The 25,461-nt window shown below is 71.8% G+C and carries 21 protein-coding genes; 7 read left to right on the top strand and 14 right to left on the bottom strand.

Annotated elements, in window-relative coordinates; all coding sequences use genetic code 11:
• Positions 1–4 precede the first annotated feature (4 nt).
• A complete protein-coding gene (gene purE / locus J2X60_RS02990; RefSeq protein ID WP_309886442.1) occupies positions 5–517 on the top strand; it encodes a 5-(carboxyamino)imidazole ribonucleotide mutase in 513 nt (170 codons plus the stop codon).
• A 31-nt stretch (positions 518–548) separates the two neighbouring features.
• Here the strand turns inward: purE and J2X60_RS02995 are convergent, their stop codons facing one another.
• Positions 549–1,691: a glycosyltransferase family 1 protein gene (locus J2X60_RS02995; protein WP_071303777.1), complete on the bottom strand. Its 1,143-nt coding sequence runs from the start codon at positions 1,689–1,691 to the stop codon at positions 549–551.
• Between the two features lie 57 nt (positions 1,692–1,748).
• Positions 1,749–2,804, bottom strand: a complete 1,056-nt coding sequence (locus J2X60_RS03000) for a YbhN family protein (protein WP_083295289.1) — start codon at positions 2,802–2,804, stop codon at positions 1,749–1,751.
• A gap of 29 nt (positions 2,805–2,833) precedes the next feature.
• Here J2X60_RS03000 and J2X60_RS03005 point away from each other — a divergent pair, with 29 nt between their 5' ends.
• Positions 2,834–4,012 carry a glycosyltransferase gene (locus J2X60_RS03005; RefSeq protein WP_309886443.1) on the top strand — a complete coding sequence of 393 codons (1,179 nt, stop codon included), beginning with the start codon at positions 2,834–2,836 and terminating at the stop codon, positions 4,010–4,012.
• A gap of 124 nt (positions 4,013–4,136) precedes the next feature.
• On the opposite strand, the gene J2X60_RS03010 is transcribed toward J2X60_RS03005, so the two are convergent.
• Genes J2X60_RS03010 through J2X60_RS03035 form a run of 6 tightly spaced genes read right to left on the bottom strand, consistent with a single transcriptional unit; the run spans position 4,137 to position 11,624 of the window.
• Positions 4,137–6,266, bottom strand: a complete 2,130-nt coding sequence (locus J2X60_RS03010) for an acyltransferase family protein (RefSeq protein ID WP_309886444.1) — start codon at positions 6,264–6,266, stop codon at positions 4,137–4,139.
• A gap of 59 nt (positions 6,267–6,325) precedes the next feature.
• Positions 6,326–7,264: an NAD-dependent epimerase/dehydratase family protein gene (locus tag J2X60_RS03015; protein WP_309886445.1), complete on the bottom strand. Its 939-nt coding sequence runs from the start codon at positions 7,262–7,264 to the stop codon at positions 6,326–6,328.
• On the bottom strand, positions 7,261–8,112 hold the full coding sequence (gene rfbD, locus J2X60_RS03020; protein WP_071303781.1) for a dTDP-4-dehydrorhamnose reductase: 852 nt from the start codon (positions 8,110–8,112) through the stop codon (positions 7,261–7,263). The genes J2X60_RS03015 and rfbD overlap by 4 nt, the downstream gene beginning before the upstream one ends.
• Before the next feature lie 14 nt (positions 8,113–8,126).
• Positions 8,127–9,113 carry a dTDP-glucose 4,6-dehydratase gene (gene rfbB, locus J2X60_RS03025; protein ID WP_070418472.1) on the bottom strand — a complete coding sequence of 329 codons (987 nt, stop codon included), beginning with the start codon at positions 9,111–9,113 and terminating at the stop codon, positions 8,127–8,129.
• The gene (locus tag J2X60_RS03030) at positions 9,110–10,693 is read right to left on the bottom strand and encodes a DUF2142 domain-containing protein (protein WP_309886446.1); all 1,584 of its coding nucleotides are present in this window, start codon (positions 10,691–10,693) and stop codon (positions 9,110–9,112) included. Before J2X60_RS03030 ends, rfbB begins: the two co-directional genes overlap by 4 nt.
• Positions 10,683–11,624 carry a glycosyltransferase family 2 protein gene (locus J2X60_RS03035; RefSeq protein WP_070418474.1) on the bottom strand — a complete coding sequence of 314 codons (942 nt, stop codon included), beginning with the start codon at positions 11,622–11,624 and terminating at the stop codon, positions 10,683–10,685. The genes J2X60_RS03030 and J2X60_RS03035 overlap by 11 nt, the downstream gene beginning before the upstream one ends.
• Before the next feature lie 85 nt (positions 11,625–11,709).
• Here J2X60_RS03035 and J2X60_RS03040 point away from each other — a divergent pair, with 85 nt between their 5' ends.
• From J2X60_RS03040 to J2X60_RS03050, 3 genes are all read left to right on the top strand, one after another.
• Positions 11,710–12,318 carry a dTDP-4-dehydrorhamnose 3,5-epimerase family protein gene (locus J2X60_RS03040; RefSeq protein ID WP_070418475.1) on the top strand — a complete coding sequence of 203 codons (609 nt, stop codon included), beginning with the start codon at positions 11,710–11,712 and terminating at the stop codon, positions 12,316–12,318.
• Between the two features lie 19 nt (positions 12,319–12,337).
• Complete coding sequence (gene rfbA / locus J2X60_RS03045) at positions 12,338–13,201, top strand: glucose-1-phosphate thymidylyltransferase RfbA (protein ID WP_071295765.1); 864 nt, start codon at positions 12,338–12,340, stop codon at positions 13,199–13,201.
• 124 nt (positions 13,202–13,325) lie between these two features.
• Positions 13,326–15,077: a glycosyltransferase gene (locus J2X60_RS03050; RefSeq protein WP_309886447.1), complete on the top strand. Its 1,752-nt coding sequence runs from the start codon at positions 13,326–13,328 to the stop codon at positions 15,075–15,077.
• 460 nt (positions 15,078–15,537) lie between these two features.
• Here J2X60_RS03050 and J2X60_RS03055 read toward each other — a convergent pair whose 3' ends face one another.
• From J2X60_RS03055 to J2X60_RS03075, 5 genes are all read right to left on the bottom strand, one after another.
• Positions 15,538–16,392 carry a glycosyltransferase family 2 protein gene (locus J2X60_RS03055; protein ID WP_309886448.1) on the bottom strand — a complete coding sequence of 285 codons (855 nt, stop codon included), beginning with the start codon at positions 16,390–16,392 and terminating at the stop codon, positions 15,538–15,540.
• A complete protein-coding gene (locus tag J2X60_RS03060) occupies positions 16,389–17,564 on the bottom strand; it encodes a glycosyltransferase family 1 protein (RefSeq protein WP_309886449.1) in 1,176 nt (391 codons plus the stop codon). Before J2X60_RS03060 ends, J2X60_RS03055 begins: the two co-directional genes overlap by 4 nt.
• 74 nt (positions 17,565–17,638) lie before the next feature.
• A complete protein-coding gene (locus J2X60_RS03065) occupies positions 17,639–18,751 on the bottom strand; it encodes a glycosyltransferase family 2 protein (protein WP_309886450.1) in 1,113 nt (370 codons plus the stop codon).
• Positions 18,670–19,899 (bottom strand): ABC transporter ATP-binding protein, encoded by a 1,230-nt coding sequence (locus tag J2X60_RS03070; RefSeq protein WP_309886451.1) that lies wholly within the window; start codon positions 19,897–19,899, stop codon positions 18,670–18,672. Before J2X60_RS03070 ends, J2X60_RS03065 begins: the two co-directional genes overlap by 82 nt.
• A 4-nt stretch (positions 19,900–19,903) precedes the next feature.
• A complete protein-coding gene (locus J2X60_RS03075) occupies positions 19,904–20,806 on the bottom strand; it encodes an ABC transporter permease (protein ID WP_070418482.1) in 903 nt (300 codons plus the stop codon).
• Between the two features lie 206 nt (positions 20,807–21,012).
• On the opposite strand from J2X60_RS03075, the gene J2X60_RS03080 reads away from it, so the two are divergent.
• Together J2X60_RS03080 and J2X60_RS03085 are read left to right on the top strand one after the other, a co-directional pair.
• Positions 21,013–21,576, top strand: a complete 564-nt coding sequence (locus tag J2X60_RS03080) for a hypothetical protein (RefSeq protein ID WP_071295758.1) — start codon at positions 21,013–21,015, stop codon at positions 21,574–21,576.
• Complete coding sequence (locus J2X60_RS03085; RefSeq protein WP_309886452.1) at positions 21,576–24,014, top strand: hypothetical protein; 2,439 nt, start codon at positions 21,576–21,578, stop codon at positions 24,012–24,014. The genes J2X60_RS03080 and J2X60_RS03085 overlap by 1 nt, the downstream gene beginning before the upstream one ends.
• 86 nt (positions 24,015–24,100) lie before the next feature.
• Here J2X60_RS03085 and J2X60_RS03090 read toward each other — a convergent pair whose 3' ends face one another.
• On the bottom strand, positions 24,101–25,399 hold the full coding sequence (locus J2X60_RS03090) for a glycosyltransferase (protein ID WP_092386509.1): 1,299 nt from the start codon (positions 25,397–25,399) through the stop codon (positions 24,101–24,103).
• Positions 25,400–25,461 lie beyond the last annotated feature (62 nt).

Raw genomic sequence — 25,461 nt, forward strand, 5'->3', positions numbered from 1 at the left:
TCGCGTGACCGACACCGCAGCCCCCGCCCAGCCGCTCGTCTCGATCATCATGGGGTCGGACTCCGACTGGCCGACGATGCGCGCCGCGGCGGACATGCTGACCGAACTCGGCATCCCGTTCGAGGCCGACGTCGTGTCCGCCCACCGCACGCCCGACAAGATGACGCGGTTCGCCCGCGGCGCCGCTGCCCGGGGCATCCGCGTGGTCATCGCCGGCGCCGGTGGGGCGGCGCACCTGCCGGGCATGGTGGCCTCGATGACGACGCTCCCGGTGATCGGCGTGCCCGTGCAGCTCGCGCGCCTCGACGGACTCGACTCGCTGCTGTCCATCGTGCAGATGCCCGCCGGCATCCCGGTGGCGACGATGGCGATCAACGGAGCGGCGAACGCCGGGCTCCTCGCCGCGCGCATCATCGGCTCGGCCGACCCCGCGATCGCGGCGCGCCTCGGCGAGTACGCCGAGGGGCTCGAGCAGCTCGTCGAGGAGAAGGCGCAGCGCCTGCGCGACTCGCTCTAGCCGGCGGCACCCCGGCAGCAGGGACCGACCGCTAGAGGTCGGCGTGCAGCTGCCAGGTCTCGGCAGCCGAGTCCTTCCAGTCGTACATGCGCGCCCGGTCCGGACCCGCGACGGCCAGCTGCCCGGCGAGCAGCGGGTCGTTGACGACCTGGTAGACCGCCTGCGCCAGGCGTTCGGGGTAGGAGTCGCGGGGATCGCGGGCGACCGTCACACCGGCGTCCGAGGCGACCTCGCGCACGGCGTCGTCGTCCGAGTGCACGACGGGCGTGCCGAAGCTCATCGCCTCGATCACGGGGAGCCCGAACCCCTCGGCGAGGCTCGGGAACACGAACACCGTCGCCCGGTCATACGCCACGGCGAGGTCCTGGTCGTCGATCCGGCCGAGCACCTTCACGCGGTCGCGGGACAGCCCTGCGCGCTCCGCGGTGCCGTACACGTCGACGTCGCCCCAGCCGTCCGGGCCGGCGATCACGAGCGGGACGTCGGCGGGGGCGTCCGGGTGTGCCATCGCCTCGATCAGGTACTGCAGGCCCTTCCGGGGTTCGAGCGTGCCGACCGCGAGCACGTAGCGCTCCGGCAGGCCGAGCCGCTCGGCACGGAGGTCGGCGTCGACGGGGGTCCGCAGCCGCCCGCTCGGCGCCCCGCCGATGACCCGGAGCCGTTCGTCGAAGCGGTGGATGCCGTTCAGCGTCGCCGCGACCGCGTGGGTCGGCACGACGACGGCGTCGGCGTGCTTCCACGCACGCTTCACCATCGCCCGGTGGAAGTGGACGCCGCGGGGTGTGAGGGTCTCGGGGTGGGTCCACGGCACGGTGTCGTGCACGGTGACCACCGTCTGCCGGCCCGGATCGCTGAACCGGTCGTGCTTGACGAGGGGCGCGAGCACGCTCGGCGAGTGCACCATGCCGCGTCCGACGCCGCCGACGAAGCCGCCCTGCCACGCGAGCGAGAGCTCACGGCGGGGGAGCGCCAGGCGGTCGAGGTCGCCGAGACCGGGGAGCAGCGTGCGGATGTGCGCGAGCTCGTCCTTGCCGACCGCCGAGACGATGCCGGCGACGTCGGCACCCTCCGGGGCACCCGCGATGAGGTGCCGTGTCAGTTCTTCGGCGTACCGACCGATGCCGCCGGGGACGGGGGCGACGATCTGGTCCACGACGACGTGGAGTGTTGTCATGCGGTGCGCCTCCTCGTGGTGCTGTGGTGCGCACTGCGCGGCCGGAAGCCGACCATATCAGTCCGCGCGGGGAGGGACCGGGGCGCCGGATCGGGGCGTGGCGGCGGCGGTCACGCGGCGGTGCCGGGCGGCGAGGGCGGCCCCGACACCGGCGAGCACGACGTCGCCGATCGTCATGAAGACCCGGCTGATGACGGCGAGCGCGAGGGGGGCGGAACCCCCGGCGACGCTGCCGAGCAGGAGCACGAGGATGCCCTCACGGGGGCCGATGCCGGCGGGGGCGATGACCACGATGAAGCCGACGAGCCAGGCGACGGCGTACGCACCCACGGCCACCGGGAACAGGGTCGGGGAGTCGGCGCCGAAGACCCGGAGCACGACCGTGGCCTGCACGCCGTACGCGATCCACATGACGAGCGACCAGACGAGCGACATGACCGTGCCGGACCAGGTCAGCGTGGTGTCCTGCGGCGGGCGGCGGAGCACCCGGAAGGCGATCGCGATGAGCCGACCGAGCACGGGCGGGGTGAGGCACACCAGGCCGACGACGATCACCGGGATGAGCCACCAGAAGGTCGCGAACCCGGTCGACGAGGCGAGCAGGACGGCGACGATCCCGACGACCGCGGCCGTGACCATGCTGACGAGCATCGAGGCCAGCGCCGCGACCGCGCTGCCGGTGCGCTGCAGTCCGTGCGCACGCCCGAGCTCGGCCTGGGCGGCGATCGACCACACACCGCCGGGGATGTACTTGCCGAGCTGCCCGACGAAGAAGATCGAGGACGCCGCGGCCAGGCGCACCCGGTACCCGCTGGCGGCCATCATCGCGCGCCAGGACAGCATGTTCGCGACGAGGGCGACGATGGTGAAGACGATGCCGACGACCACCGTGAGGGCGTCGAGCCGCACGAAGTCACGGGCGATGTCGTCCCACTGCTTCGCGATGCTCCACACCAGGAACACGACGGCCACGACCGCTGCAGCCCACTTCACGACGGTCAGCACGCGAGCGCGCCGACCGGTCGTCGGCACCGCGCCCGTGGCGACGTCGGAGGAGGTGTCGAGCGGGTCCGGTGACCCTGCGGCCGACCCCGTAGGCTGTTGTGCGTCCATCGACCGACAACTCTAAGGGAGCGCGCTGGATGCGACCCGATCCGGATCCCCGTCCGACCCTCCTCGTCGCCGCGTCGACCTTCCCGGCCGAGGCCGGCGACGGCACGCCCGGCTTCGTCCTCGACCTCGCGACCGCCCTCTCGGACGAGTACCGCGTCGTCGTCGTCGCCCCGATGACGAAGGGCGCCCGCGCGCACCAGCGGATCGGTGACGTCGAGGTCCGTCGGTACGGGTACTTCCCGGCCCGGTGGCGCGACCTGGCGGACGGCGCGATCGTCGACAACCTCAAGGCGAAGAAGTCCCGCTGGCTCCAGGTCCCGTTCTTCTTCGGCTCGATGGCCGCCGCGCTCCGCCGGGAACGCCGGCGCTCGCAGCCCGACGTCGCCCTGCTGCACTGGATCATCCCGCAGGGTGCCGTCGGCCAGCTCGTGCTCGGTGACCTGCCCCGCGTGGTGACCACGCTGGGCGGCGACCTGTACGCCCTGCGCAACCCGGTCCTCCAGCGGGTCAAGCGCTCCGTGATCCGCAGCGCCGCGTCGGTCACCTGCATGAGCACGGACATGGCGCGCGAACTCGGCAAGCTCGGCGCCCGCGACGACCAGGTGCACGTCGTGCCGATGGGCGTCGACCTCGAGCCGATCACCCGCGCGGTCGCGCGCGAGACCCGCGTCCCCGGCCGGGTGCTCTTCGTCGGCCGGCTCGTCGAGAAGAAGGGCGCGATCGTGCTGCTCGACGCCCTCGACCGGATGGCCGAGCAGCCGGCCGAGGTCGCCGTCGTCGGCGACGGTCCGCTCCGCGCGCAGCTCGAGGCCCGTGCCGGGTCCGCCGTCACGTTCCTCGGCGCCCGCAGCAAGGAGGACCTCGCGTCCGAGTACGCCAAGGCCCGCATCGCGCTCTACCCGTCCGTGCCCGCCGCGAACGGCGACCGCGACGGCCTGCCCGTCGCCCTGCTCGAGGCGATGTCCGCCGGCTGCGCGATCGTCGCGTCGGCCGTGCCCGGCATCGTCGACGTCATCGAGGACGGCGTGAACGGCCTGCTCGTCGAGCCCGGCGACGCTGCGGCGCTCGCAGCGGCGGTGGACCGCCTGCTCGCCGACCCCGAGCTCGCCGAGCGGCTCGGCCGTGCCGCGGCCGAGACGGCGGCCGCGCACACCGTGGACGCCGTCGGTGACCGGTACCGCGGACTGCTGGCGGCCGCGCGCCGCTGACGCGCGTCCCTGCGGGTCAGGAGGGGGCCCCACCAGCCGGTACCGGCGCACCGCGCCAGCGGGGTGACGGCCGTGTCTGGAGGGACGGTGCGTGCCCGCACCGCGCCTCCTGGACCGCATCAGGTCACCGTGAGAACGACGCGAGCTTCCGCTTGAGCTGCTGGTCGATGTACGGCTCCAGCGACTTCGCCCAGGTACCCGTGATGTGGCTCGTGTCGCGGTAGACGAGCACACCGCCGATCACGGCCGGGCAGGTGGTGTCCGTGCAGTAGTACTTCGTCAGGTCGAGCACGCTGCCCGTGCCTCCGGCGGCGGTGAACGCCGCCATGGCCTCGGCCGACGAGTCGGTCTGGGCGAGGGCCACGGACCGCGGGTTGTCGCAGGACGAGTCGGTCGGGCCGGTCATCCGGCTCACGCACGCCACGACGTCGCGTCGGGGGACCGGGTTGTCGCGGACCGCGATCACGGGGAGGTCGTCGCCCGCAGCCTGCTGCCAGGCGTCGAGGAGACCGGCGCGGGTGGCGTCGTCGCGCTGCTGGCCCTCGGGGGCGTCCACCGGCATCTGGGTCGTCGAGTGCGCGACGATCAGGGCGTCGGCGTCCCGGTGCTGCTCGACGAACGCGATCGCCTGCTGCTTCCAGCGGTCGCAACCGCGACCCGAGGCCGGGCTCAGGGACTGCTGGTGCGCGGTCGTCAGGTAGCACCCGCCGATGCCGGCGAGGTCGATCCGCCAGTCGTTCTTCGCGGCCAGGTCGCGGTAGACGCCCAGCAGGGTGTTGCTGTGCGAGTCGCCGATGACGAGGAGGTGCTTCGAGTAGCCGGTGGTCTTGCCGAGCACGCAGGTCTCGAAGCGCCCGCTCCAGCACTTCTTGATGTTCGGGTCCGGCTCGTCGGGTGACGGGTTCGGGTCGTCCTCCTTGGCGGCGGACGGCGCCGGGACACGGACGTCGGCGAGCTTCGGGTCCACGCACGGCTTCGCTGCGCTGATCTGCGCCGCAGCCCCGAAGCACGAGACCTCGCCGTCCTGCAGGCGCTTCGTGAAGGTCGCGGCCTGGACCTCCTGGACGTGCACGGCGGTCAGCGTCGAGACGCCGAGTGCCGCGACGACCACGGTGCAGACGACGCCGAGGACGGCGACGCGACGCGGGCGCAGGGTGCGCACCCAGCCGGAGAAGCGGAGCGGCTCCTCGAACCACACCGTCGTGACCGCCGCGAGGACGAGCGAGACCACCAGGACCGCGAGCTTGCTCTTCCAGCCGAGCGGGTGGTCGAGCCAGATCGGCACGATGACGACGAGCGGCCAGTGCCACAGGTACAGCGAGTACGAGATGCGCCCGACGAACGCGATGGGGCGGACCGCGCCGAGGAGCTCGAAGAGCGTGCCGGCACCGAACGTCACCATCAGGGTCGCGCCGACGACCGGGAGCGCGGCGGCGATGCCGGGGAACGGCGTCGTCGGGGTGATCACGACGAGCGAGGCGAGGAGCGCGAGCGCGCCGACGATCGCGGCACCCGAGCGGACGAACCGGGCCACGACCGTGTGCGGTGCGGGGAGCGCGACGGTCGCCGCCAGCCCGCCGAGCGCGAACTCCCACGCGCGGGTGGCCGTCGAGAAGTAGGCGACGCCGGGGTTCGTGTTCGTCTGCACGATGCACCAGACGAGCGAGACCACGACGACGGTGCCGAGCAGGATCCGTGCCGTGGTGGTGGGGGAGACGCGCTTCCGCACGACGAGCGTGAGCAGGAGCAGCAGGAGGGGCAGCGCGATGTAGAACTGCTCCTCGACCGAGAGCGACCAGAAGTGCTGGAACGGCGAGGCCTGGTTGTCGGCGTCGAGGTAGTCGACCGAACTGGCCGCCAGCTCCCAGTTCTGCGCGTAGACCGTCGAGGCGATCAGCTCGCGGCCGTACTGCGACCAGAGGGCGCTCGGGACGACGAGGAGCACCGCGGCGCCCGTCGCGAGGATCGTCAGGAACGCGCCGGGCAGCAGCCGCTTCGCCCGCCGGGACCAGAACTGCCCGAGTCGGATCCGGCCGGTGGAGAGCTGCTCGCGCAGCAGGTGGCCGGTGATGAGGTAGCCCGAGATGACGAAGAAGACGTCGACGCCGACGAACCCGCCGTGCAGCCGGTTCGGCCACAGGTGGTAGACGACGACGGCGAGGACTGCGAACGCCCGGAGCCCCTGGATGTCCCAGCGGGTAGTGTCCCGAGCGCGGTGTGCGGGTCCGCGCGGGTCCTCGGTTGCAGTGGTCACTGACGAAATCCTACGAGTTGTCGTGCGATCCTCGGAAACGGACGCGGCTTCGGGGACGTTCAGATCCGGGCGGCACGCAGGGCGTCGACGGTGTTGCGGACGCCCTGGCCGAAGTCGGTGAAGTCGCGGGCGTCCACGGTCGGCAGCACCCGGGAGGCGAACCGGAGGTCGAGGCCCTGGTAGGTCGCCGAGGGGTCGGCACCGTGGCGGACGTCGAGGGGTTCCCCGAAGGCGTCCTCGACCGCGGCGACGACCTCGGTGATGGTGGCGCTGCGGCCGGAGGCGAAGATCTTGGTGACGGCGGTGCCGGCGGCGGTCGACCGTTCGGTGGTGTCCAGCGCGTCCAGCACCATCGCCGCCGCGTCGTCGATGTAGAGGTAGTCCCGCGTCGTCTCCGTCGGGACGTAGATCGACGACGGCCGGCCCTCGAGGTGCGCGAGCGCCAGCTGCGACACGAGCCCCTGCGCCTTGCCGAGGTTCGCCCCCGGCCCGTACAGGTTCGAGAACCGTCCGATGAGCAGCCGCGCACCGGTCGACCCGGCCCAGGTGCGGAACCGCGCTTCCGACGCGAGCTTCGACCGGCCGTACGGCGCGAGCGGAGCCGGCTCGGAGTCCTCGTCGAAGGGGGCCGGCGAGGAACCCGCGTAGACGGCACCCGCCGAGGACGCGAAGAAGAGCGTGCCCGGAGCGGCCTCGTCGCCCGCGAGGGTCTCGAGCACCCGCCCGATGAGCTGCTGCTCGGCCTCGAACACCTCCGCACCGGTCGCGACGACCCCCGTCCCGGCGCACCAGACGACGCGCCAGGGGGAGTCCGGCGTGCGGACGCCCCGGATCGCCGTCACGAGCGCCTCGACCGCGGCGTCCTGGTCGTCCCAGGGCACCGAGGCCGCGCGGACGTCGGTCCCCGGTGCCGCCTCGGCCGCCGCACGACGGACCGCGCGCCCGAGGAAGCCTCCGGAGCCGACGACGAGCGTCGCCGGGGTCGACGAGGCCGTCACGCTGCGAAGACCCCGGCGGCCGTCGCCGCGTGCAGCGCCTCGCGCCAGTCGCGCATCGGCGCCAGGCCCGCGCGGGACCAGCCGTCGTGCCCGAGCACGCTGTACGCCGGACGCGGCGCGGGACGCACGAAGGCGGCGCTGTCGGTCGGGAGGACGCGGTCCGGGTCGAGCCCGTTCTCGGCGAAGATCGCCTTGGTGAAGTCGTACCAGGACCCCTGGCCCGAGTTCGTGCCGTGGTAGGTGCCAGCCGGGGCATCCGCGTCGACGAGCTCGACGATGCGCGCCGCGAGGTCACCCGTCCACGTCGGCTGCCCGACCTGGTCGGTCACGACGGACACCGTGTCGTGCGTCTGCGCGAGCCGGAGCATCGTCGCCGCGAAGTTCGGCCCGTGCGCGCCGTAGATCCACGCGGTCCGCACGATGTACGACGAGTCCGGAGCGATCCGGCGGACGTGTGCCTCGCCCTCGGCCTTGGTCCGGCCGTAGGCGTTCAGCGGGTCCGTCGGGGCGTCCTCGGCGTAGGGCGCGGTGCCGTTGCCGTCGAACACGTAGTCCGTCGAGATCGTCACGAGCTTCGCGCCGTGCCGGACGGCCGCCTCGGCGAGGAGCCTCGGGCCCGTCGCGTTGACCGCTGCGGCGTCGGACTCGTGCGTCTCGGCGTCGTCGACCTTGGTGTACGCGGCCGAGTTGATCACGACGTCGTGGCCGGCGACGGCGGCGTCGACCGCGTCGGGGTCCGTGATGTCGAGGTCGGCGCGACCGAGCGCGGTGACGTCACGACCCTGCAGCGCGAGCTGCAGGTCGCGACCGAGCATGCCGGCGGCGCCGGTGATCAGGGTGCGGGTCATCGTGACGTCCGGGCTCAGGCGAGCGCCGCGCGCTCCTTGAGGGGCTCCCACCACGCGCGGTTGTCGCGGTACCACTGGACGACGTCGGCGAGACCCTGCTCGAACGGCACCTGCGGCTCGTAGCCGAGCTCCGCCTGGATCTTCGAGATGTCGACCGAGTAGCGGAGGTCGTGGCCGAGGCGGTCGGCGACGCGGTCGACGTACGACCAGTCCTTGCCGGTCGCGTCGAGCAGCAGCTGGGTGAGCTCCTTGTTGGTGAGCTCGGTGCCGCCGCCGATGTTGTAGATCTCGCCCGCGCGGCCCTTGGTGAGCACCAGCGCGATGCCACGGGTGTGGTCGTCGACGTGCAGCCAGTCGCGGATGTTGTTGCCCTCGCCGTAGAGCGGGACGTGCTTGTCGTCGATGAGGTTCGTGACGAACAGCGGGATGACCTTCTCGGGGAAGTGGTACGGCCCGTAGTTGTTCGAGCAGCGCGTGATCGAGAGGTTCAGCCCGTGCGTGCGGTGGTAGCTGCGGGCGAGCAGGTCGCTGCCGGCCTTCGACGCCGAGTACGGCGAGTTCGGCTCGAGCGGACGCTCCTCGTCCCACGAGCCCTCGCTGATGGAGCCGTAGACCTCGTCGGTGGAGACGTGCACGAAGCGCTCGGTGCCGTGTCGGAGCGCGGCGTCGAGCAGCCGCTGGGTGCCGACGACGTTCGTCTCGACGAAGATGCCGGAGTCGCGGACCGAGCGGTCGACGTGGGACTCGGCGGCGAAGTGCACGATGGCGTCGATGCCGGGGATGACCTCGTCGAGCTTGGCCGCGTCGCGGATGTCGCCCTGCACGAAGGTGTAGCGCGGCGAGTCCGCGACGGGGGCGAGGTTCTCGAGGTTGCCCGAGTAGGTCAGGGCGTCGTAGACGACGACCTCGGCGCCCTCGAGTCCGGGGTACGCGTCCTGCAGGGTGCGACGGACGAAGTTCGAGCCGATGAAGCCGGCTCCGCCGGTGACGAGGATCTTCACGAGGTCAGGTTCCTTTTCGGAGTCGGTGACGTTGGATCGATGGACGAGTGTAGCGGGGCGTCCCGGAGCACCAGGTTCCGGCGGGCCTCGACGAACGCCCAGACCACCGCGACGGCGGCGAGGAGCAGCACCACGACGAAGCCGTACCGGCCGGCGGGCGTCAGGTTCACGAGTCGACCGAGACCGGCGACCGTGACCTGCAGGTGGGTGTTCTCGTAGAAGCCGCGGTAGGCGACCGTCAGGCCGTAGAGCCCGATCACGGGGAAGCCCCACAGCGCGAAGGAAGCGACACGGCCGCGTTCCGGTGCGCTCGTCACGAGGTTCCGCCACGCGATCGCGCTGACGGCGATGAGCGGGACGAGCCCGATGAACAGGTAGCGGCCCTGTGCACCGGCGATGAGCTGCGTGTCGTCGTAGGAGGAGAAGTTGTTCTGCAGCTGGATCACGAGCGTCAGCGCCGGCAGGACGAGCAGCACGATCGCCGTGCTGCGCTGCGCGGTGCGACGGAACGCCCACCCGACGATCACGGCGAGGGCGATCACGGTCAGGGAGTCCGTGAGGATCTGCGTCATCGGGTAGCGGAGCGCACCGAACTGGCCCCAGAACGACGAGGTGAGGCGGTCCCACTCGACGTTCATGAACTCGCCGAAGTTGGCGCTCGTCTCGCGGCCCCACGGCTTGTCCTGGCGGACGGCGCTCACGCCGTCGGGCTGGAGCGTGCCGAAGAGGACCAGGTTGCGGATCCACCACCACGAGCCGGCCGCGGCGACGATCGCGCCGGCGACGGCGGTCCGGCCGATGCGGGCACCCCACGACAGGGTCCCGTGGCCGGCGACGAGCAGGGCGATCGCGACGAACGGCACCGTCGGCAGCCCGGTGCCCTTCACCGAGCACACCGCGGCGACGGCCACCCCGAGCCACACGACGATGCGCCACCGGTGGTCGCCGGTGAGGGCCCGGGCGGCGAGCCACGAGATCACGGCACCGAGCACGATGACGGGCGCGTCGTTCGTGACGGACGAGCCGATCTGCGCCAGCTGCGGCACGGCGAACAGGGCGAGGACGCCCACGATCGCGGTGCGCGGCGAGCGGGTGACCCGCCGGACGGTCGCCCACGTCAGGAACGGCAGCGGGAGCAGCATCACGACGTCCATCAGGCGCAGGGCCATGACGCCGATGTCCCAGCGCAGGTGGAAGAACCCGATCGCCTTGAGGACGACCGCACCGACGCCGTAGTACGTCGGCGGGTGCTGCGACATCTGGTTGACGAAGTCGTGGTTGCCCGGGTTCTCCGCGGTGAGTTGCGCGACGGTCTCACGGTCCGCCGCGGCGACGTTCGTGGACTGCCCCTGCTCGACGTACGTCGTCTTGAGCAGGTCCATGTCGCCCGGCGCCGGCCACCCCTTGCCGAGCGCGAGCTGTTCGGCGGCGTCGAAGTGCGCTGCCTCGTCCGGGGCCGCGAACATCGGCGTCAGGAAGGCCCACAGCGTGAGCAGCAGCGCGAACGCAGCCGTCAGTGCGATGACGGCGCGTCGTTCCCCCCGGGTCACCGGCAGAGCGGCGGTGACCTCAGTCGCCATAGCGCTGGAGTTTCTGCAGGTCGAGCTGTTCCTCGGCCAGCGTGCGGTTGAGCCGCGTGAGGTCGGCGACGACGCCGATCACGATGCTGAGCACCGCGGTGATGAGCAGGACCACCCCGAGGATGATCGACTGCAGGTGGTTGCCGCCGGTGTGCATCGCGAGGAGCACGAGGTACCGGACGAGCGGCCACGCCCCGAGCGCGCCGAGGATCGCCGCGACCCAGAGGAAGAGCGCCATCGGGCGGTACATCAGGTACACGCGGGCGATCGCCGACCCGGACTGGAACATGTGCTGCCAGATGTTCTTGAACAGGCGGGACTCGCGCGTCTTCGGGTTCGTCGTGATCGGGATCGACGCGATCGCCAGGCGCTTGTACCCGGCCTGCACGATCGTCTCCATGCAGTAGCTGAAGCGCGTCACGATGTTGAGGCGGATGAGCGAGTACTTCGAGTACGCGCGGAACCCGCTCGCGGCGTCCGGCAGGTCGAGACCCGCCGCGCGCGAGGCGACCCACGAGCCGAAGCGCTGCATGAGCTTCTTGAACCCGGAGAAGTGCTCGATCGTCCGGGTCTGGCGGTCGCCGATCACGATCTCGGCTTCCTTGCGGAGGATCGGCTGGACCAGCTCGGCGATGTGCGCCTGCGGGTACTGGTTGTCACCGTCGGTGTTCACGACGATGTCGGCACCGTGGAGCAGCGCGTAGTCGACGCCGTCCCGGAACGACCGGGCGAGGCCCATGTTCGTGGTGTGGTGCACGAAGTGCCGGACACCGTGCTCCTTGGCGACCTCGACCGTGCGGTCGGTGCTGCCGTCGTTGATGACCAGGATCTCGATCTCGTCGATGCCGTCGATCTGCTTCGGGATCGAGTCGATGACGCTGGCGAGGGTGTTCTCCTCGTTGAGGCAGGGGATCTGGACGAATAGCTTCACGGGCTCGCTTGGTCTCGTTTCGGGAGTCGGCAGTGCGCAGAACCATGACAGCCTATGCGAACTCGCGCCTTGCTAGGCTTCCCCGGTGCAGATCCGCGAACTGAAGATCCCCGGCGCGTGGGAGTTCACGCCCGTCCAGCACGGCGACGCACGAGGAGCATTCCTCGAGGCGTACCGGGCCGACGTCCTCGAGGAGACGGTCGGCCACCCGCTCGACCTGCGGCAGGTGAACATGTCGATCTCGGCGGCCGGCGTCGCACGGGGCATCCACTACGCCCTCGTCGCACCGAGCCAGGCGAAGTACGTCACCGCCGTCCGCGGGGCGTTCATCGACTACATCGTCGACATCCGCGTCGGCTCCCCGACGTTCGGGCAGTGGGACTCGGTCCGCATCGACGACGTCGACCGCAAGGCGGTGTACCTGTCCGAGGGGCTCGGGCACGCGATCGTCGCGCTCGAGGACCAGTCGACGGTGAACTACCTGGTCAGCGCGCACTACAACCCCGAGCGCGAGAAGGGGATCACGATCCTCGACCCGACCGTGGGGCTCACCCTGCCGGACGGGCTCGGCGAGCCGGTCCTCTCCGAGAAGGACACCAGCGCACCGACCCTCGAGCAGGCTGCCGCCGCAGGGCTGCTCCCCACCTACGAGGAGTGCTTGGCCTACACCGAGTCCCTCCGTACGACGAAGTAACGAAGCAAAGGACGCACCCGTGAAGGGCATCATCCTCGCCGGGGGTTCCGGCACCCGTCTCTGGCCGATCACCAAGGGCATCAGCAAGCAGCTCATGCCGATCTACGACAAGCCGATGGTCTACTACCCGCTGTCGACGCTGATGATGGCCGGCATCCGCGAGGTGTTGGTCATCACGACGCCGGAGTACAACGACCAGTTCCGCGCGCTCCTCGGCGACGGCTCGGCCCTCGGCATGGACATCCAGTACGCCGTGCAGCCGAGCCCGGACGGCCTCGCGCAGGCCTTCGTCATCGGCGAGGACTTCATCGGCGACGACAGCGTCGCGCTGGTCCTCGGCGACAACATCTTCCACGGCACGGGCCTCGGCACGAACCTCCGCAAGAACACCGAGGTCGAGGGCGCGACGATCTTCGCCTACCACGTGGCCGACCCGAAGGCGTACGGCGTCGTCGAGTTCGACGACAGCTTCACCGCGGTCTCCATCGAGGAGAAGCCGACCGAGCCGAAGTCGAACTACGCCGTCCCCGGCCTGTACTTCTACGACAACAAGGTCATCGAGATCGCGAAGACGATCGAGCCGAGCGCCCGCGGGGAGCTCGAGATCTCGACCGTGAACGAGCGCTACCTCGACGCCGGCGAGCTCGGCGTGCAGGTCCTCGACCGCGGCACGGCCTGGCTCGACACCGGCACGTTCGAGTCGATGATGCAGGCGTCCGAGTACGTCAAGGTGATCGAGGACCGTCAGGGCTTCAAGATCGGCTGCATCGAGGAGATCGCCTGGCGCAACGGCTGGATCGACGACGCACAGCTCGCCGACCTCGCCGCCCCGCTCGTCAAGGGCGGCTACGGCGTCTACCTCCAGCGGCTCCTCTCCGCCTAGTCACCCCGTGGCGCCCGGCTCTGGTTGGTTCGGTCGACGCCGCCGTCGCGACGCGACGCCCTCCGGCCCCGATGCGGTCCAGGAGGCGCGACACCCGTCCGCGACGGCGGCGCAGCCCGAGCGGGTGGCCGGGTTCGACGGCCCGGCGCAGGTCCGGCAGACCGGCGTCACCGTGCTCCTCGTCAGCCGGTCCGACCGGCACGACCGGTTGCCCGCGATGGTCATCGCTGCCCGGACCGCCTTCGGTCCCGAGGTGGACGTCCGTGCCGTGGCCTACGTCGCGGACGCCTCCCCGGTCCTGCCGTCGCCCCGGGGCGTGCCGTGGGTGCGGCCGGACGCCGTCGACGGCATCGGATCGGCCGTGAACGCCGGGGTCGTCGGTGGGGTGCGGGGCGTGCTCGTCGTGGTGGACTCGACGGTGGGCGTCACCGACCAGGACCTCCAGGTGCTCGCCGAGGCCGGTGCGCACGGTGTGGCGCAGGCCCGGGTCTGGCTCGCCGACGGCTCCGCACGCCACGGGGCCCGGCTCCTCCGGCCGGGGGCGCTGCCCTGGAGCGACGACTCCGCGTCGGTCGTCCCCGGCGACGACGGACTCCGGTCGACGATCCTCACCGCACGCGACACCGCAGCCGCTGCGACCGTCTTCGCCGCGGACCAACCCGCACTGGCGATGCCCGGACGTGCGCTGGTACCGGCACCGTGCCTCCCGGACGAACGCACCACGCTGTCGGCCTGGAGCCGCGCGGTCGCGGACCGCACCGATCGTGACGTCGCGCTCGTCTGGGCGCTCGAGCGCTCGGACGAGGCGGGGCGCACCGTCGATGCGGCGACCGTCGACGCCGTCTCGGCGTGGCGCGACCGCGCCGTCGACGGGACCGGCTCGGTCGTGGCCGGGCCACCGGTGCCGCCGTGGGGCGCTCGGCCGGTGGCACCCGTGGCCCCGACGGTGTCGGCCACCGAGCAGCTCGCGTGGTCGCTGAAGATCGCCGCGCCCGCCGGACCCGAGGGCGACGGCTGGGGCGATGTGCACTTCGCCGCCGAGCTCGCCGCCGCGCTCGAGCGGCTCGGACAGCGGGTCCGCGTCGACCGCCGCGACGCCCACGTGCGGGACGACGACGGCGCGGACGACGTGACGCTCGTCGTGCGGGGGCTCGACCGGGTGCCGCCGAACCCGGCGTCCGTGAACCTGCTCTGGGTGATCAGCCACCCGGACGACGTCGCGGACACCGAACTGCGGTCGTTCGACCGGGCGTTCGCGGCGGGTCCGGCATGGGCCGCCGCGGCGAGTGCGCGGGCGGGCGTGCCGGTCCGGACACTGCTGCAGGCGACCGATCCGGCGGTGTTCCGGCCGGGCGTGTCGTCCGGGCCCGACGCCGGCCGCGTCGTCTTCGTCGGCTCCACCCGCGGCGCCGCTCGCCCCGTCGTCGCGGACGCGGTCGCACTCGGTGCCGACCTGCGCGTGCACGGGCCCGGGTGGGAGGACGTCGTGCCGGAGTCGTCCCTCGGGGCGCCGTCGTTGTCCCGGGCCGAGGTTGCCCGTGCCTACGCGTCCGCCCGTGTCGTGCTGAACGACCACTGGCCGGACATGGCCGCCGGGGGGTTCGTGTCGAACCGGGTGTTCGACGTCCTGGCCGCCGGGGGAGTCGTGGTGACCGACCCCGTCGTCGGGCTCGGCGAGGTGCTCGACGTGCCGACGCTGGCGGTGGCGGGGTCGCGGGAGGACCTCGCGGCGTTGCTCGACTCGGCGTACCCGTGGCCCGCCGAGGCCTCGCGTGCCGAGGTGGCCGCGCGCATCGCCGCCGAGCACTCCTTCGATGCCCGTGCCCGCGTGCTGCTCGACGCCGCGCGCGCCGAGCGCGGGCGCCTGCGGCGCTGAGCGCGCCGCGCGCCTGCGGCGGCGCGCCGCCGGCTGCGCGGCCGCGGCGGCAGCCGCGGCTGCCGCCGCGCCGCGTCGAACCACGTTCGCGACGTCGAACCAGCCCGCGCGCCCGGTTCGACGTCGGATTCGTGGTTCGACGCGGGCGCGCCTGCGCCGCCGCACAACCAAAGCCGCGCCGAACAGCGGGAAGGCGCGGCGCGAATTGGTTTCGGTTGTGCGCCGCCGCACGCTGCGCCGCCGAGCGCGCGGCGCGGTGCGCCGCGGCGGCGTCGAACCACGTTCGCGACGTCGAACCAGGCTGCGCGCCCGGTTCGACGTCGGAATCGTGGTTCGACGCGGGGGCGGGCGCGCTGCCGCACAACCAAAGCCGCGCCGAACCGCGGGAAGGCGCGGCGCGAAGTGGTTTTGGTTGTGCGCAGCCGCAGCCGCAGCCGCAGCCGCAGCTGCGCCGCGCGCGCTACTTGCGCGTCACCCAGCGCGCCCGGACGGCGAGTCCGACGCGCAGCACCGCCCGCAGCGGCCACAGCCACCACGCCCGGTACTTCCGCGACAGGAACCGGTAGGCGCTCCGGTGGTGCTCGATCTCCATGCGGCGCCGGTTCGACGAGGTCGAGTGCGCCCCGGTGTGCGTGACCACGGCGGTCGGCACGTACACGTTCGCCCGCCCGGCGAGCCCCACGCGCTGCCCGAGGTCGACGTCCTCGAAGTACATGAAGTACGACTCGTCGAAGCCCCCGAGCTCGCGGAACAACGACGTCCGGATGAGGAAGCACGCGCCGGACAGCCAGCCGGCCTCGCGCTCGACGACCTGGGTGGTGGACCAGTACCGCTGGCTCCACGGGTTCGCCGGCCAGAAGCGCGAGAACGCCGCGTGTCCGAGGCCGGTCCGGAGCGACGGGAGCTGGCGCGCCGAGGGGTAGGTGTCGCCCTGCTCGTCGAGGATCCGCGGACCGAACGACCCGCCGGACGGCAGCCGGTCGGCGGCGGCCACGAGCTCGTCGACGGAACCGGGGGCCAGAACCACGTCGGGGTTCGTGACGAGCAGGAACTCCGGCCGGACGTCGGGGAGCACGTCGTCGAGTGCGCTGAGGGCCGCGTCGATCCCGCCGCCGTAGCCACGGTTGCCCCCGGAGGACACGACGACGGCGCCGTACGACTCGCCGATCGCCCGCAGTGCGTCGAGGTCGGCCGAGCCGTTGTCCGCGATCACCACGGCCACGGGGTCACTGGACGCCGCAGCGATGCTCGCGAGGAACGGCCGGATCGTCTCACCGGTGTTGTACGTGACGGTGAGCACCGCGACCCGGGTCATCGTGTTCCCCCGGCGACGGCCCCGGCGACGGTCCCGGCGACGGCGGCGTACGCGTCGACGTGCACGGCGGCCGTGGCCTCCCACGTGAACGAGGAGGCCCGGCGGAGTGCGGCGGCGCGGTGCGATGCGACGCGTGCGGGGTCGTCGAGCAGTGCGGCCATCGCCGCCCCCAGCGCCGACGTGTCGGGCTCGGTGTAGGCGGCGGCGTCGCCCCCGACCTCCGGCAGCGACAGCCGCCGGGTGGTGAGCACGCACGCGCCGGTCGCCATCGCCTCGACCACCGGGAGGCCGAAGCCCTCGCCGAGGGACGGGTACACGACGAACTCGGCGCCGCCGAGGAAGCCGGAGAGGTCCTCGAGCGGGAGGTACCCGGCCTCGATGACGTGGTCGGCGTCCTGCAGCGCGTCGAGCCGGGCTATCGCGGCCTCGTCCCAGCCGCGGGCACCGGAGAGCACCAGCCAGGGCGTGTCCGACCCCGTGACCGCGCGGGCGTCGCGGACCGCGGCGTAGGCGTCGAGCAGTGCGGTGACGTTCTTGCGCGGCTCGATCGTGCCGAGGAACGCGATCCACGACGCGTCGTCGGGGAGCGTCGCGGCGATGCGGGCGTCCTCGACCTCGGCGGTGGACGGCTCGTGGAACACGGTCCGGTCGACCCCGAGCGGGGCGACCCGGACGTCCGCACGGATGCCGGACACCACGCGTGCGGCCTCGGTCGCGGTGGCGGCGCTCGGCACGATGACGACCGGACGGGTCCGGAGCGATCGGCGGCTCCACCAGGTGAAGAACGTGCGCTTCAGGCGGGAGTGCCACTCGGGGTTCGAGAAGAACGTGGCGTCGTGCAGCGTCACCACGGAGCCGCGGCGCCACGAGAACGGGAAGGTGTAGTGCGGGGAGTGCAGCACCGCCGCGCCGATCCGCCTGCCGAGCGCCGGCAGCCCGGTCTGCTCCCAGAGGAAGCGCAGCGGCACGGAGTCGGTCCACGCCGGTGCCGTGTGCAGCGTCACGTGCGGTGCGACGTCGCGGAAGTGCGCGGCGTGCGTGGGCCGGACGACGAGGTGCACGTCGAGCGACGGGTCGGTGAGGTGCGACGCGACCCCCTCGACGTAACGTCCGACACCGCCGAGGTTGCGCGGTACCGCGGTCCCGTCGATGAGGACGGTGAGCTGCGGCACGCGAGGTTCCTTCCGGCCGGGGACGCCGCGGCCGGGACCGTCGACGGGGGAGTTCCCAGGATAGCCCGCTCCGCTCATGCGTCCGGGTCCACGGCGCTCCGCGGGACGGACGCGACCCGCGTCTCACGGAGCCGCCGCGCGAGGTGCGCGGGGAGGTGCCCCGTCACGTCGGCCAGCGCTGCCAGGACGAGCCGCGCCTCCCGTCGGGTGCGACCGGAACGCAGTCCGAACAGGCCGCGCGCGGTCGTCCGGACCGCAGCCCGCACGACCGTCGGCCACGGCGCGTGCCACAGGGCGACGACCAGCCGGTTGCGGGCGTTGCGGAAGACGAACAGGTCGCTCTGCACGCCGGACGACGCCGAGTGGTCGTGCTCGACGACCGCGTCGGCCGCGTACTCGACGCGCCACCCGCGGCGGCGGAGCCGCCAGGCGAGCTCGGTGTCCTCGTAGTACATGAACAGCGACTCGTCGAGGAGTCCGACGTCGTCGAGCGCGGCCTTCCGGAGCGCGGAGGCGCCGCCCGAGAACCCGAACACGTCGCGAACCGCCGCCTGGTCGGCCGCGCCGAACCAGTCGCGGTCCATGCCGTTGCCGTCGCGGTCGACCCGCACGCCGGTCGAGTTGAGGCGGACCTCGCCGTCCGCGTCGGGCACCCACAGGTGGCCGGTGTGGTCGCGCAACGCCCGTCCGGCGGGGGCCGGGGCACCGGCCTGGAGGCGCGACCAGCGCCCGGCGAGCACGATGCGGCCCGTCACTGCCGCCACGGCCGCAGGGGCGGCGTCGAGGTGGTCGCGGAGGGCCGCGACGAAGCCCGGAGCCGGCTCGGCGTCGTTGTTGAGCAGGACGACGACGTCGGCGTCCGCGTGCCGGATGCCCGTGTTCGCGCCCGCGGCGAACCCGCCGTTGGTGTCGCGGACCAGCACCGTCGCCTCGGGCAGCGCGCGGCGGAGCACGGCGACGGAGTCGTCCGACGACCCGTTGTCGACCACGATGACCTGGTCGGCCGCGCCGTCGTCGAGCACGGCGCGGGCGGCCCGGGTCGTGAGGTCCGCACGGTTCCAGTTGACGACGACGACCGCGGTGCGGGAGGCGCCGTCGGTGGGCGTCAGCCGAGCTCCTCGATGGAGGGCTTCGCGTAGACGCTGCCGACGGCGTCGCCGAACGACGGGACCTCGAACGAGTCGCACTCCGGCAGGTCGTGCAGGTGCCGCCCGGCGGAGTCCATCATCGACACGTTGATGAAGTACTTGCCGGTGCCGAATTTCGTGTCCGTGATCCGGAGGCGGAGCTTCCGGCGCCCGTGCAGCGGCTGGAGCGTGACGCCCATGATGCCGGTGGTGGTGCCGTAGACGACCTGACCGGCGGTGTTGTTGATCTGGACGGCGGCCTCCCAGTCGGCGACGCCGTCGAGGTGCTCGAACTCCATGTCCACGACGAGGTCGTCACCGGGCGTGACGGGTGCCCGGTGCTCCTTGCCGTCGGCGTGCACGGTCGCCCCGAGGACGGTGCCGCGACCCACGGCGACGTCGGCGCTGAGCTCGCCGGACCGGCGCTCCTCGAGCACGTCACGGAACTTGCTGACCGCCTGGACGGCGTCCCCGTCGTGCAGGACCTTGCCCTTGTTGAGCAGCACGACCCGGTCGCACATCTCCTGCACCTGGCTGAGCGAGTGCGTGACGATGATGATCGTCTTGCCCTGCTCCTGGAACGAGCGGATGCGGTCGAGGCACTTGCGCTGGAACGCCTCGTCGCCGACGGCGAGGACCTCGTCGACGAGCAGCACGTCGGGGTCGGTGTGCACGGCCACGGCGAACGCGAGTCGCACGTACATGCCGGAGCTGTAGAACTTCACCTGGGTGTCGATGAAGTCGCCGATGCCGGAGAACGCGAGGATGTCGTCGAACCGCGCCTCGGTCTCCTTGCGGCTCAGACCGAGCAGCGCCGCGTTGAGGTAGACGTTCTCGCGGCCGGACAGGTCCGGGTGGAAGCCGGCGCCGAGCTCGAGCAGCGCGGCCAGCCGCCCCCGGCGCGAGACGGTGCCGGACGTCGGCTGGATGATCCCGCCGATGGCCTTGAGCAGCGTCGACTTGCCGGAGCCGTTCTGGCCGATGAGGCCGACGGTGGTCCCTGCCTGGATCGACACGGTGACGTCGTCGAGCGCCCAGAAGTCCTGGCGGTGCTTGCGGCCGGCGCGGCCGAGCGTGACGATCCGCTCGCGGATGGTGTTGTCCTTGCGGACGGTGAAGCGCTTCCGGACGTGGTCGATGACGATGACGTCGGGGCGCTCGTCGCCGCGCTGCTGGGCGGTGGGTGCGACGGGGGTGCTGATGGCCATGGGTCTAGAGCTCCTGCGCGAAGTTGCCCTGCAGGCGTGAGAACACGCGCTGCGCGCCGATGAGGCAGAACAGGCCGATGACGAACGCGATGCCGAGTCGGAGCATGAGGTGGTCGGGGTAGACGACCTTCGCCGGGTCGTGCAGCCAGATGGCGTTCTGCATCCCGAGGACGGACAGCGTGAGGGGGTTGTTCGTGTACACCGCGAGGATCCAGTCGACCTTCAGCCGCTGGACGACCATCGAGTACGAGTAGACGATGGGGGACGCCCAGAGCAGGACCATGAGGCCCACGTCGATGAGGAACTGCACGTCGCGCAGGTAGACGTTGAGGGCCGCGAGCACGAGCCCGATCGCGGCGCCGTACACGAGGATGACGAGCAGCGAGGGGATCAGGTAGACGAGTCCCTCGTGCCAGGGGAACACCCCGATGACGAGGGTCGCGGCGATGAGGATGGCGAACTGGATGACGTAGTTCACGAGCGCGGCACCGACGCTCGCGAGCGGGAAGACCTCGCGCGGGACGTAGACCTTCTTGATGAGCCCGCTGTTGCCCACGATCGAGCTGGTGGAACCCGCGACGATCTCGCTGAAGAGCGTGTAGGCGCTCAGGCCGGTGAAGACGTAGATCGCGAAGTTGTCGATGCCCTTGGCCGCGCCGAGGATCTGCCCCATCACGAAGTAGTAGATGAGGAGCTGGGTCAGCGGGCGCACCAGCGTCCACACGAACCCGAGCGCCGAGTCCTTGTACCGCGCCTTGAGGTCGCGGCGCACGAGCATGCCGAGCATCTCGCGCTGCCGGAAGACGTCGCGCAGTTCTCGCCAGGTTCCTCGGATGGCACTCGTCGGAGCGCCGACCACGACCAGGGGCTCCTTCGCGAGCGCGGCCATGCGGGCTTGATCGACCATGTGTCTCTTCGTTCGTGGGGGCAGGACCGGAACAGCATACTCACCGCATCACCCAGGACGCCGGTGCGCGCTGCGGACCGGGCGACACCTGTCGTCCGCCCCCGTGCGGGGGTGAATGTGCGCGGATTGAACCCTCAACCTTCACTTTGGGGTTACCGTTGACGCAACCCGGACCCTTGTCAACATCCACAGGACGGCCCGTCAGCATGCACTTCGCGTCACGGCCGATCGCTGCGTTCGCGGTGGTCGGTGTTCTCAGTCTCCTCGCGGCGGGTTGTTCCGCCACGAGTGACGACGACCCCACCGCGTCGCCCACGCGGTCCGCCTCACCGACTCCGACCGCATCGGCGACCGCGACGTCCGGCCCCTCGTCGACCCCGTCGCCGAGCAGCTCCGACGACGCGGACGACAGCCCCTCGGCGTTCCCGGGCTCCGGCCAGACGACCGAGCCCGACGACGACCCGTCGGACTTCCCGGCCACCGCCGTCGTCACGTACGCCGGGTGGGACACGGGCAGCCGGACGCTCCAGGCCGGTGGACTCGTGTCCGGCACGACGAACACGTCGGGCACGTGCACGTTCACCGCGACGAAGAGCGGTGTCACCCGGACCCTGACCAGCACGGCGGAGGCGAGCGCGTCCTCCGTGAACTGCGCGCAGGTGTCCTTCCCGGCGGCCCAGGTGTCCAGCGGCACCTGGTCCATCACCCTCGACTACCGGGTCGGCGCGCAGTCGACCACGTCCGACCCGATGACGGCGGAGGTGCCGTGATGCGATCCATCCGAACCGACGGGCGACGACGCCCGCTGCGGTCGTCCCTCGCCCTCGTGGCCGCCCTCGCGGTCGCCGTGAGCGGCCTGACCTTCGGCACGGTGCTGTCCGAGCAGACGACGACGGCGTCCGCCTCGGCCGCGACCGCCGCGTCGTTCGACCCGGGCAACATCATCAGCGACGTGAACTTCTACAACGGGTCGGCGATGAGCTCGTCGTCCGTGCAGTCGTTCCTCAACAGCGTCGCGCCGAACTGCAAGCAGGCATCGGGCGGCCCGGCGTGCCTCAAGAACTTCTCGCAGAACATGAGCGGCATCGCCGCCGTGTCCGGTCGGTGCTCCGCGATCAACGGCGGCGTGAAGTCGGCGGCCACGGTCATCGCGCAGGTCGGCGCCGCGTGCGGCATCAGCCAGAAGGTCCTGCTCGTGCTCCTGCAGAAGGAGCAGGGCATCGTCACGACGAACAGCCCGACGAGCTACATGTACCTGCACGCCACCGGCTTCGCGTGCCCGGACACCGCGCCGTGCGACCCGAAGTACTACGGCTTCGGCCAGCAGGTGTACGCCGCCGCGCTGCAGTTCAAGCGCTACCAGGCCTCGCCGACGTCGTGGGCGTACCAGGCCGGCCGCAACAACTCGATCCTCTACAACCCGAACGCCGCGTGCGGTCGGAAGACGGTCTACATCAAGAACCAGGCGACCGCCGGGCTGTACATCTACACGCCGTACACCCCGAACGCCGCCGCGATGTCGAACCTCTACGGCACGGGTGACAGCTGCTCGGCGTACGGCAACCGGAACTTCTGGCGCATGTACACCGACTGGTTCGGCTCGCCCACCGGTGGCAGCTCGCCCGCCGGGCACGTCGACTCCGCGACCGCCGGGTTCCGCCAGGTCACGGTGGGCGGCTGGGCGTACGACCCCGACGTCGCGACGAGCCCGATCCGGGTGGCGTTCTACGTGGACGGCGTCGGCAAGAAGACCATCACGGCCGACGGGGCGCGTTCCGACCTGGGCAGCCAGCTCGGCGCCGGCAACACCAGCCACGGGTTCTCGACGACCCTGACCGGGATCTCCGGCGGCAGCCACAACGTCTGCGTGTTCGGCATCAACCAGGGCGCCGGTGCCAACGCGCTGCTCGGCTGCCAGCAGGTGACCGTCCGGACCGGGGCACCGTTCGGCAAGCTCGACCAGGCCACCCTCGCGGCGGACAAGCTCAGCGTCCGCGGCTGGGCGATCGACCCGGACACGAAGTCCTCGATCCCCGTGCAGCTCCGCGTGGACGGCGTGGCGAAGAAGGCCTGGACCGCCAGCGCCTCGCGCGCCGACGTCGGGAAGATCTACCCGGGCTGGGGCGACGCGCACGGCTACTCGGCGACGATCAGCGGTATCGGTGCCGGGAAGCACACGATCAGCACGTGGGCGAAGGACACCTCCACGGGCAAGTGGACGCAGCTCGGGGCGAAGACCGTGACGAAGGCGAGCGGTTCGCCGTGGATCGTCATCGACGAGGCATCGTCGACCGCTCCCGGCAAGCTCAAGATCCGCGGCTGGACGGCCGACCCGGACACGATCGCCCCGCTGCGCGTGCACCTGTACCTGGACGGCAATGCCCTGACCTCGTTCACGGCCGACCAGACCAAGGCGGGCCTCGACAAGGCGCTGCCCGGCTACGGTGACGACCACGCGATCCTGTTCACCCGCAGCAGCGTCCCGGCCGGGAAGCACCAGCTCTGCATCATCGCGATCAACGTGGGACCCGGCGGCAACAGCAACGTCTGCACGACGTTCCAGACGCCGACCGGCCCGCCGAAGGTGAAGATCGAGTCCGGTTCGTCGCCGACGCTCGGCTCGCTGCAGGTCAGCGGCTACGCGGTCGACCCCGACACGGTGCAGCCGATCGGTGTGACGTACACGGTCGACGGCAAGAAGGTCACCACGGGCACGGCCGACCAGGCCAGCGCCACCGCGGCGAAGGCGTACCCCGGGTACTACTCGAAGCACGGCTTCCAGGCCACCCTCACCGGCATCGGCCCGGGCAAGCACACCGTGTGCGTCGTCGGGACGAACGTCGGGGGCGGGAAGGACGCCAGCGCCTGCAGCACGGTCGCGATGACCTCCGGCAACCCGGTCCTGCTGCTCGACGAGGTCTCCTCGCCCGCGGCCGGCCAGGTCAAGGTGCGCGGCTGGACGATCGACCCGGACACCGCGTCCCCGATCCAGGTGCACGTGTACGTGAACGGCGCCGGCGCGAAGTCGATCACCGCGAACGAGGCGAAGGCGTCGATCGCCACCACCTACGGCGGGTACGGCGCGAACCACTCGTTCTCGACGACCGTGTCCGGCTACAAGGCGGGCAGCACGCAGGTCTGCGTGTACGCGATGAACACCGGTGCGGGAGCGAACACCACGCTGTGCCGGACGATCACGGTGAAGTAGTGCGCTGACAGCCTGACGGACCACGATGCGAGACGGGAGGCGCCCCACCGGCCGGTGGGGCGCCTCCCGTCTCGTCCGTGGTCGGCTCAGCCGCGTCCGGTGCCGCGGCGCACGGCGCGCGCCAGACCGCCGAAGCGGTGCAGCAGGCGGTACTCGGCCGACCGGGTGAGCTCGTCGTACCGCAGGGCGATCGTGTCGCGCTCCTCCTCCGCACGCCGACGCGCGGCGTCGAACGAGGCCACCGCCTGCTCGGCCACGACGAGCCGCTCGTTGATGTCGCGGACGCCCTGCAGGTGCACGTCGCGCTCGAGCTCGGCGACCCGCAGGACCTCGCGCTCGTTCGTCGCCCAGCGGAGGAACGGGGAGCGGCTGCCGGTGCGGGACCGGGCGTGCTCGATGGCCGCCTCGAGGACCGGGCGCACCTGTTCCGCACGCGCCGCGAAGGAGTGTCGCTCGACCACGACGGCGCGCAGCCGTTCGACCAGCGCCGTCCGCTCGTCGGCGGGCATCGCGAGCGCCCGCTCGAGGGACGCGGCGTCCTCGAACACAGGGACCTCGCCGAGGCCGAGCTCGTCGAGTCCGAGCGCGCAGTCCGTCACGGGGAGCGCCCCGGACGCGAGCGACTCGTAGAGGCGGGAGTTCAACGTGCCGTACTCGGCGGCGGGCGCGATGACGTCGTCGACGACGAAGGCCGCCGACCGGTAGACCTCGGGGAGCGCGAAGTAGGGGACCATCGGCCGCAGCTCGACGCCGGGGGACGGGTCGACGTGCTCGGCGTTCGCGGCGAACCAGACGATCGGCTCGGCCGGACGGACGTCGTCGAGGACGTCCTGCACGTGGCGGCGGACGCCCCAGAAGTTCACGGTCGCCACCGCACGGTCGCTCCGCGGGGTACCCGGGTCGGTCGTGAAGAGCTCGAGGTCGACGCCGATCGGCACGACCTCGACCGGGCCGTCGTAGTGCGCGGCGACGGCGTCGCGCGCGGTGCTCGACGACGTCCAGATCGCCTCGAACTCGTCGAGGTACGGCAGGGCCGCCCACTTCGCGGTCCAGTTGCGCACCCAGGCAACGAGGGCGGTGGACGGCGGCACCCGGCCCGGCACGAAGGACTCGATCATCACGACCACGACGGCGGTGTCGTCCGGGACCGGGTCGGCCCAGCGGGTGATCGGCCACATCGCGACGCCCCACCCGGCGTCCCGCAGCGCCCGGGCCAGCCCGAGCGCGACGTAGAGGTCGCCCTTGCCCTCGGCCGGGTCGTCCGTCGACACCGCGAACCGGACGGTCCCGCGCGGCCCCTCGGCGTGGTCGCCCGCGGCGATCGCGGCGTAGTCCGCGGCGAGGGGGGAAGACGTGGGAGCGGTCGGGATGCTGGTCGCGGTCACCGAGCCATTCTGCACGAATCGGCGCTGATCACAGGGGAGCGCGGGCGCGCGCCTTGTAGGGT

The organism is Curtobacterium sp. 320 (assembly GCF_031455235.1).
Classification (GTDB): domain Bacteria; phylum Actinomycetota; class Actinomycetes; order Actinomycetales; family Microbacteriaceae; genus Curtobacterium.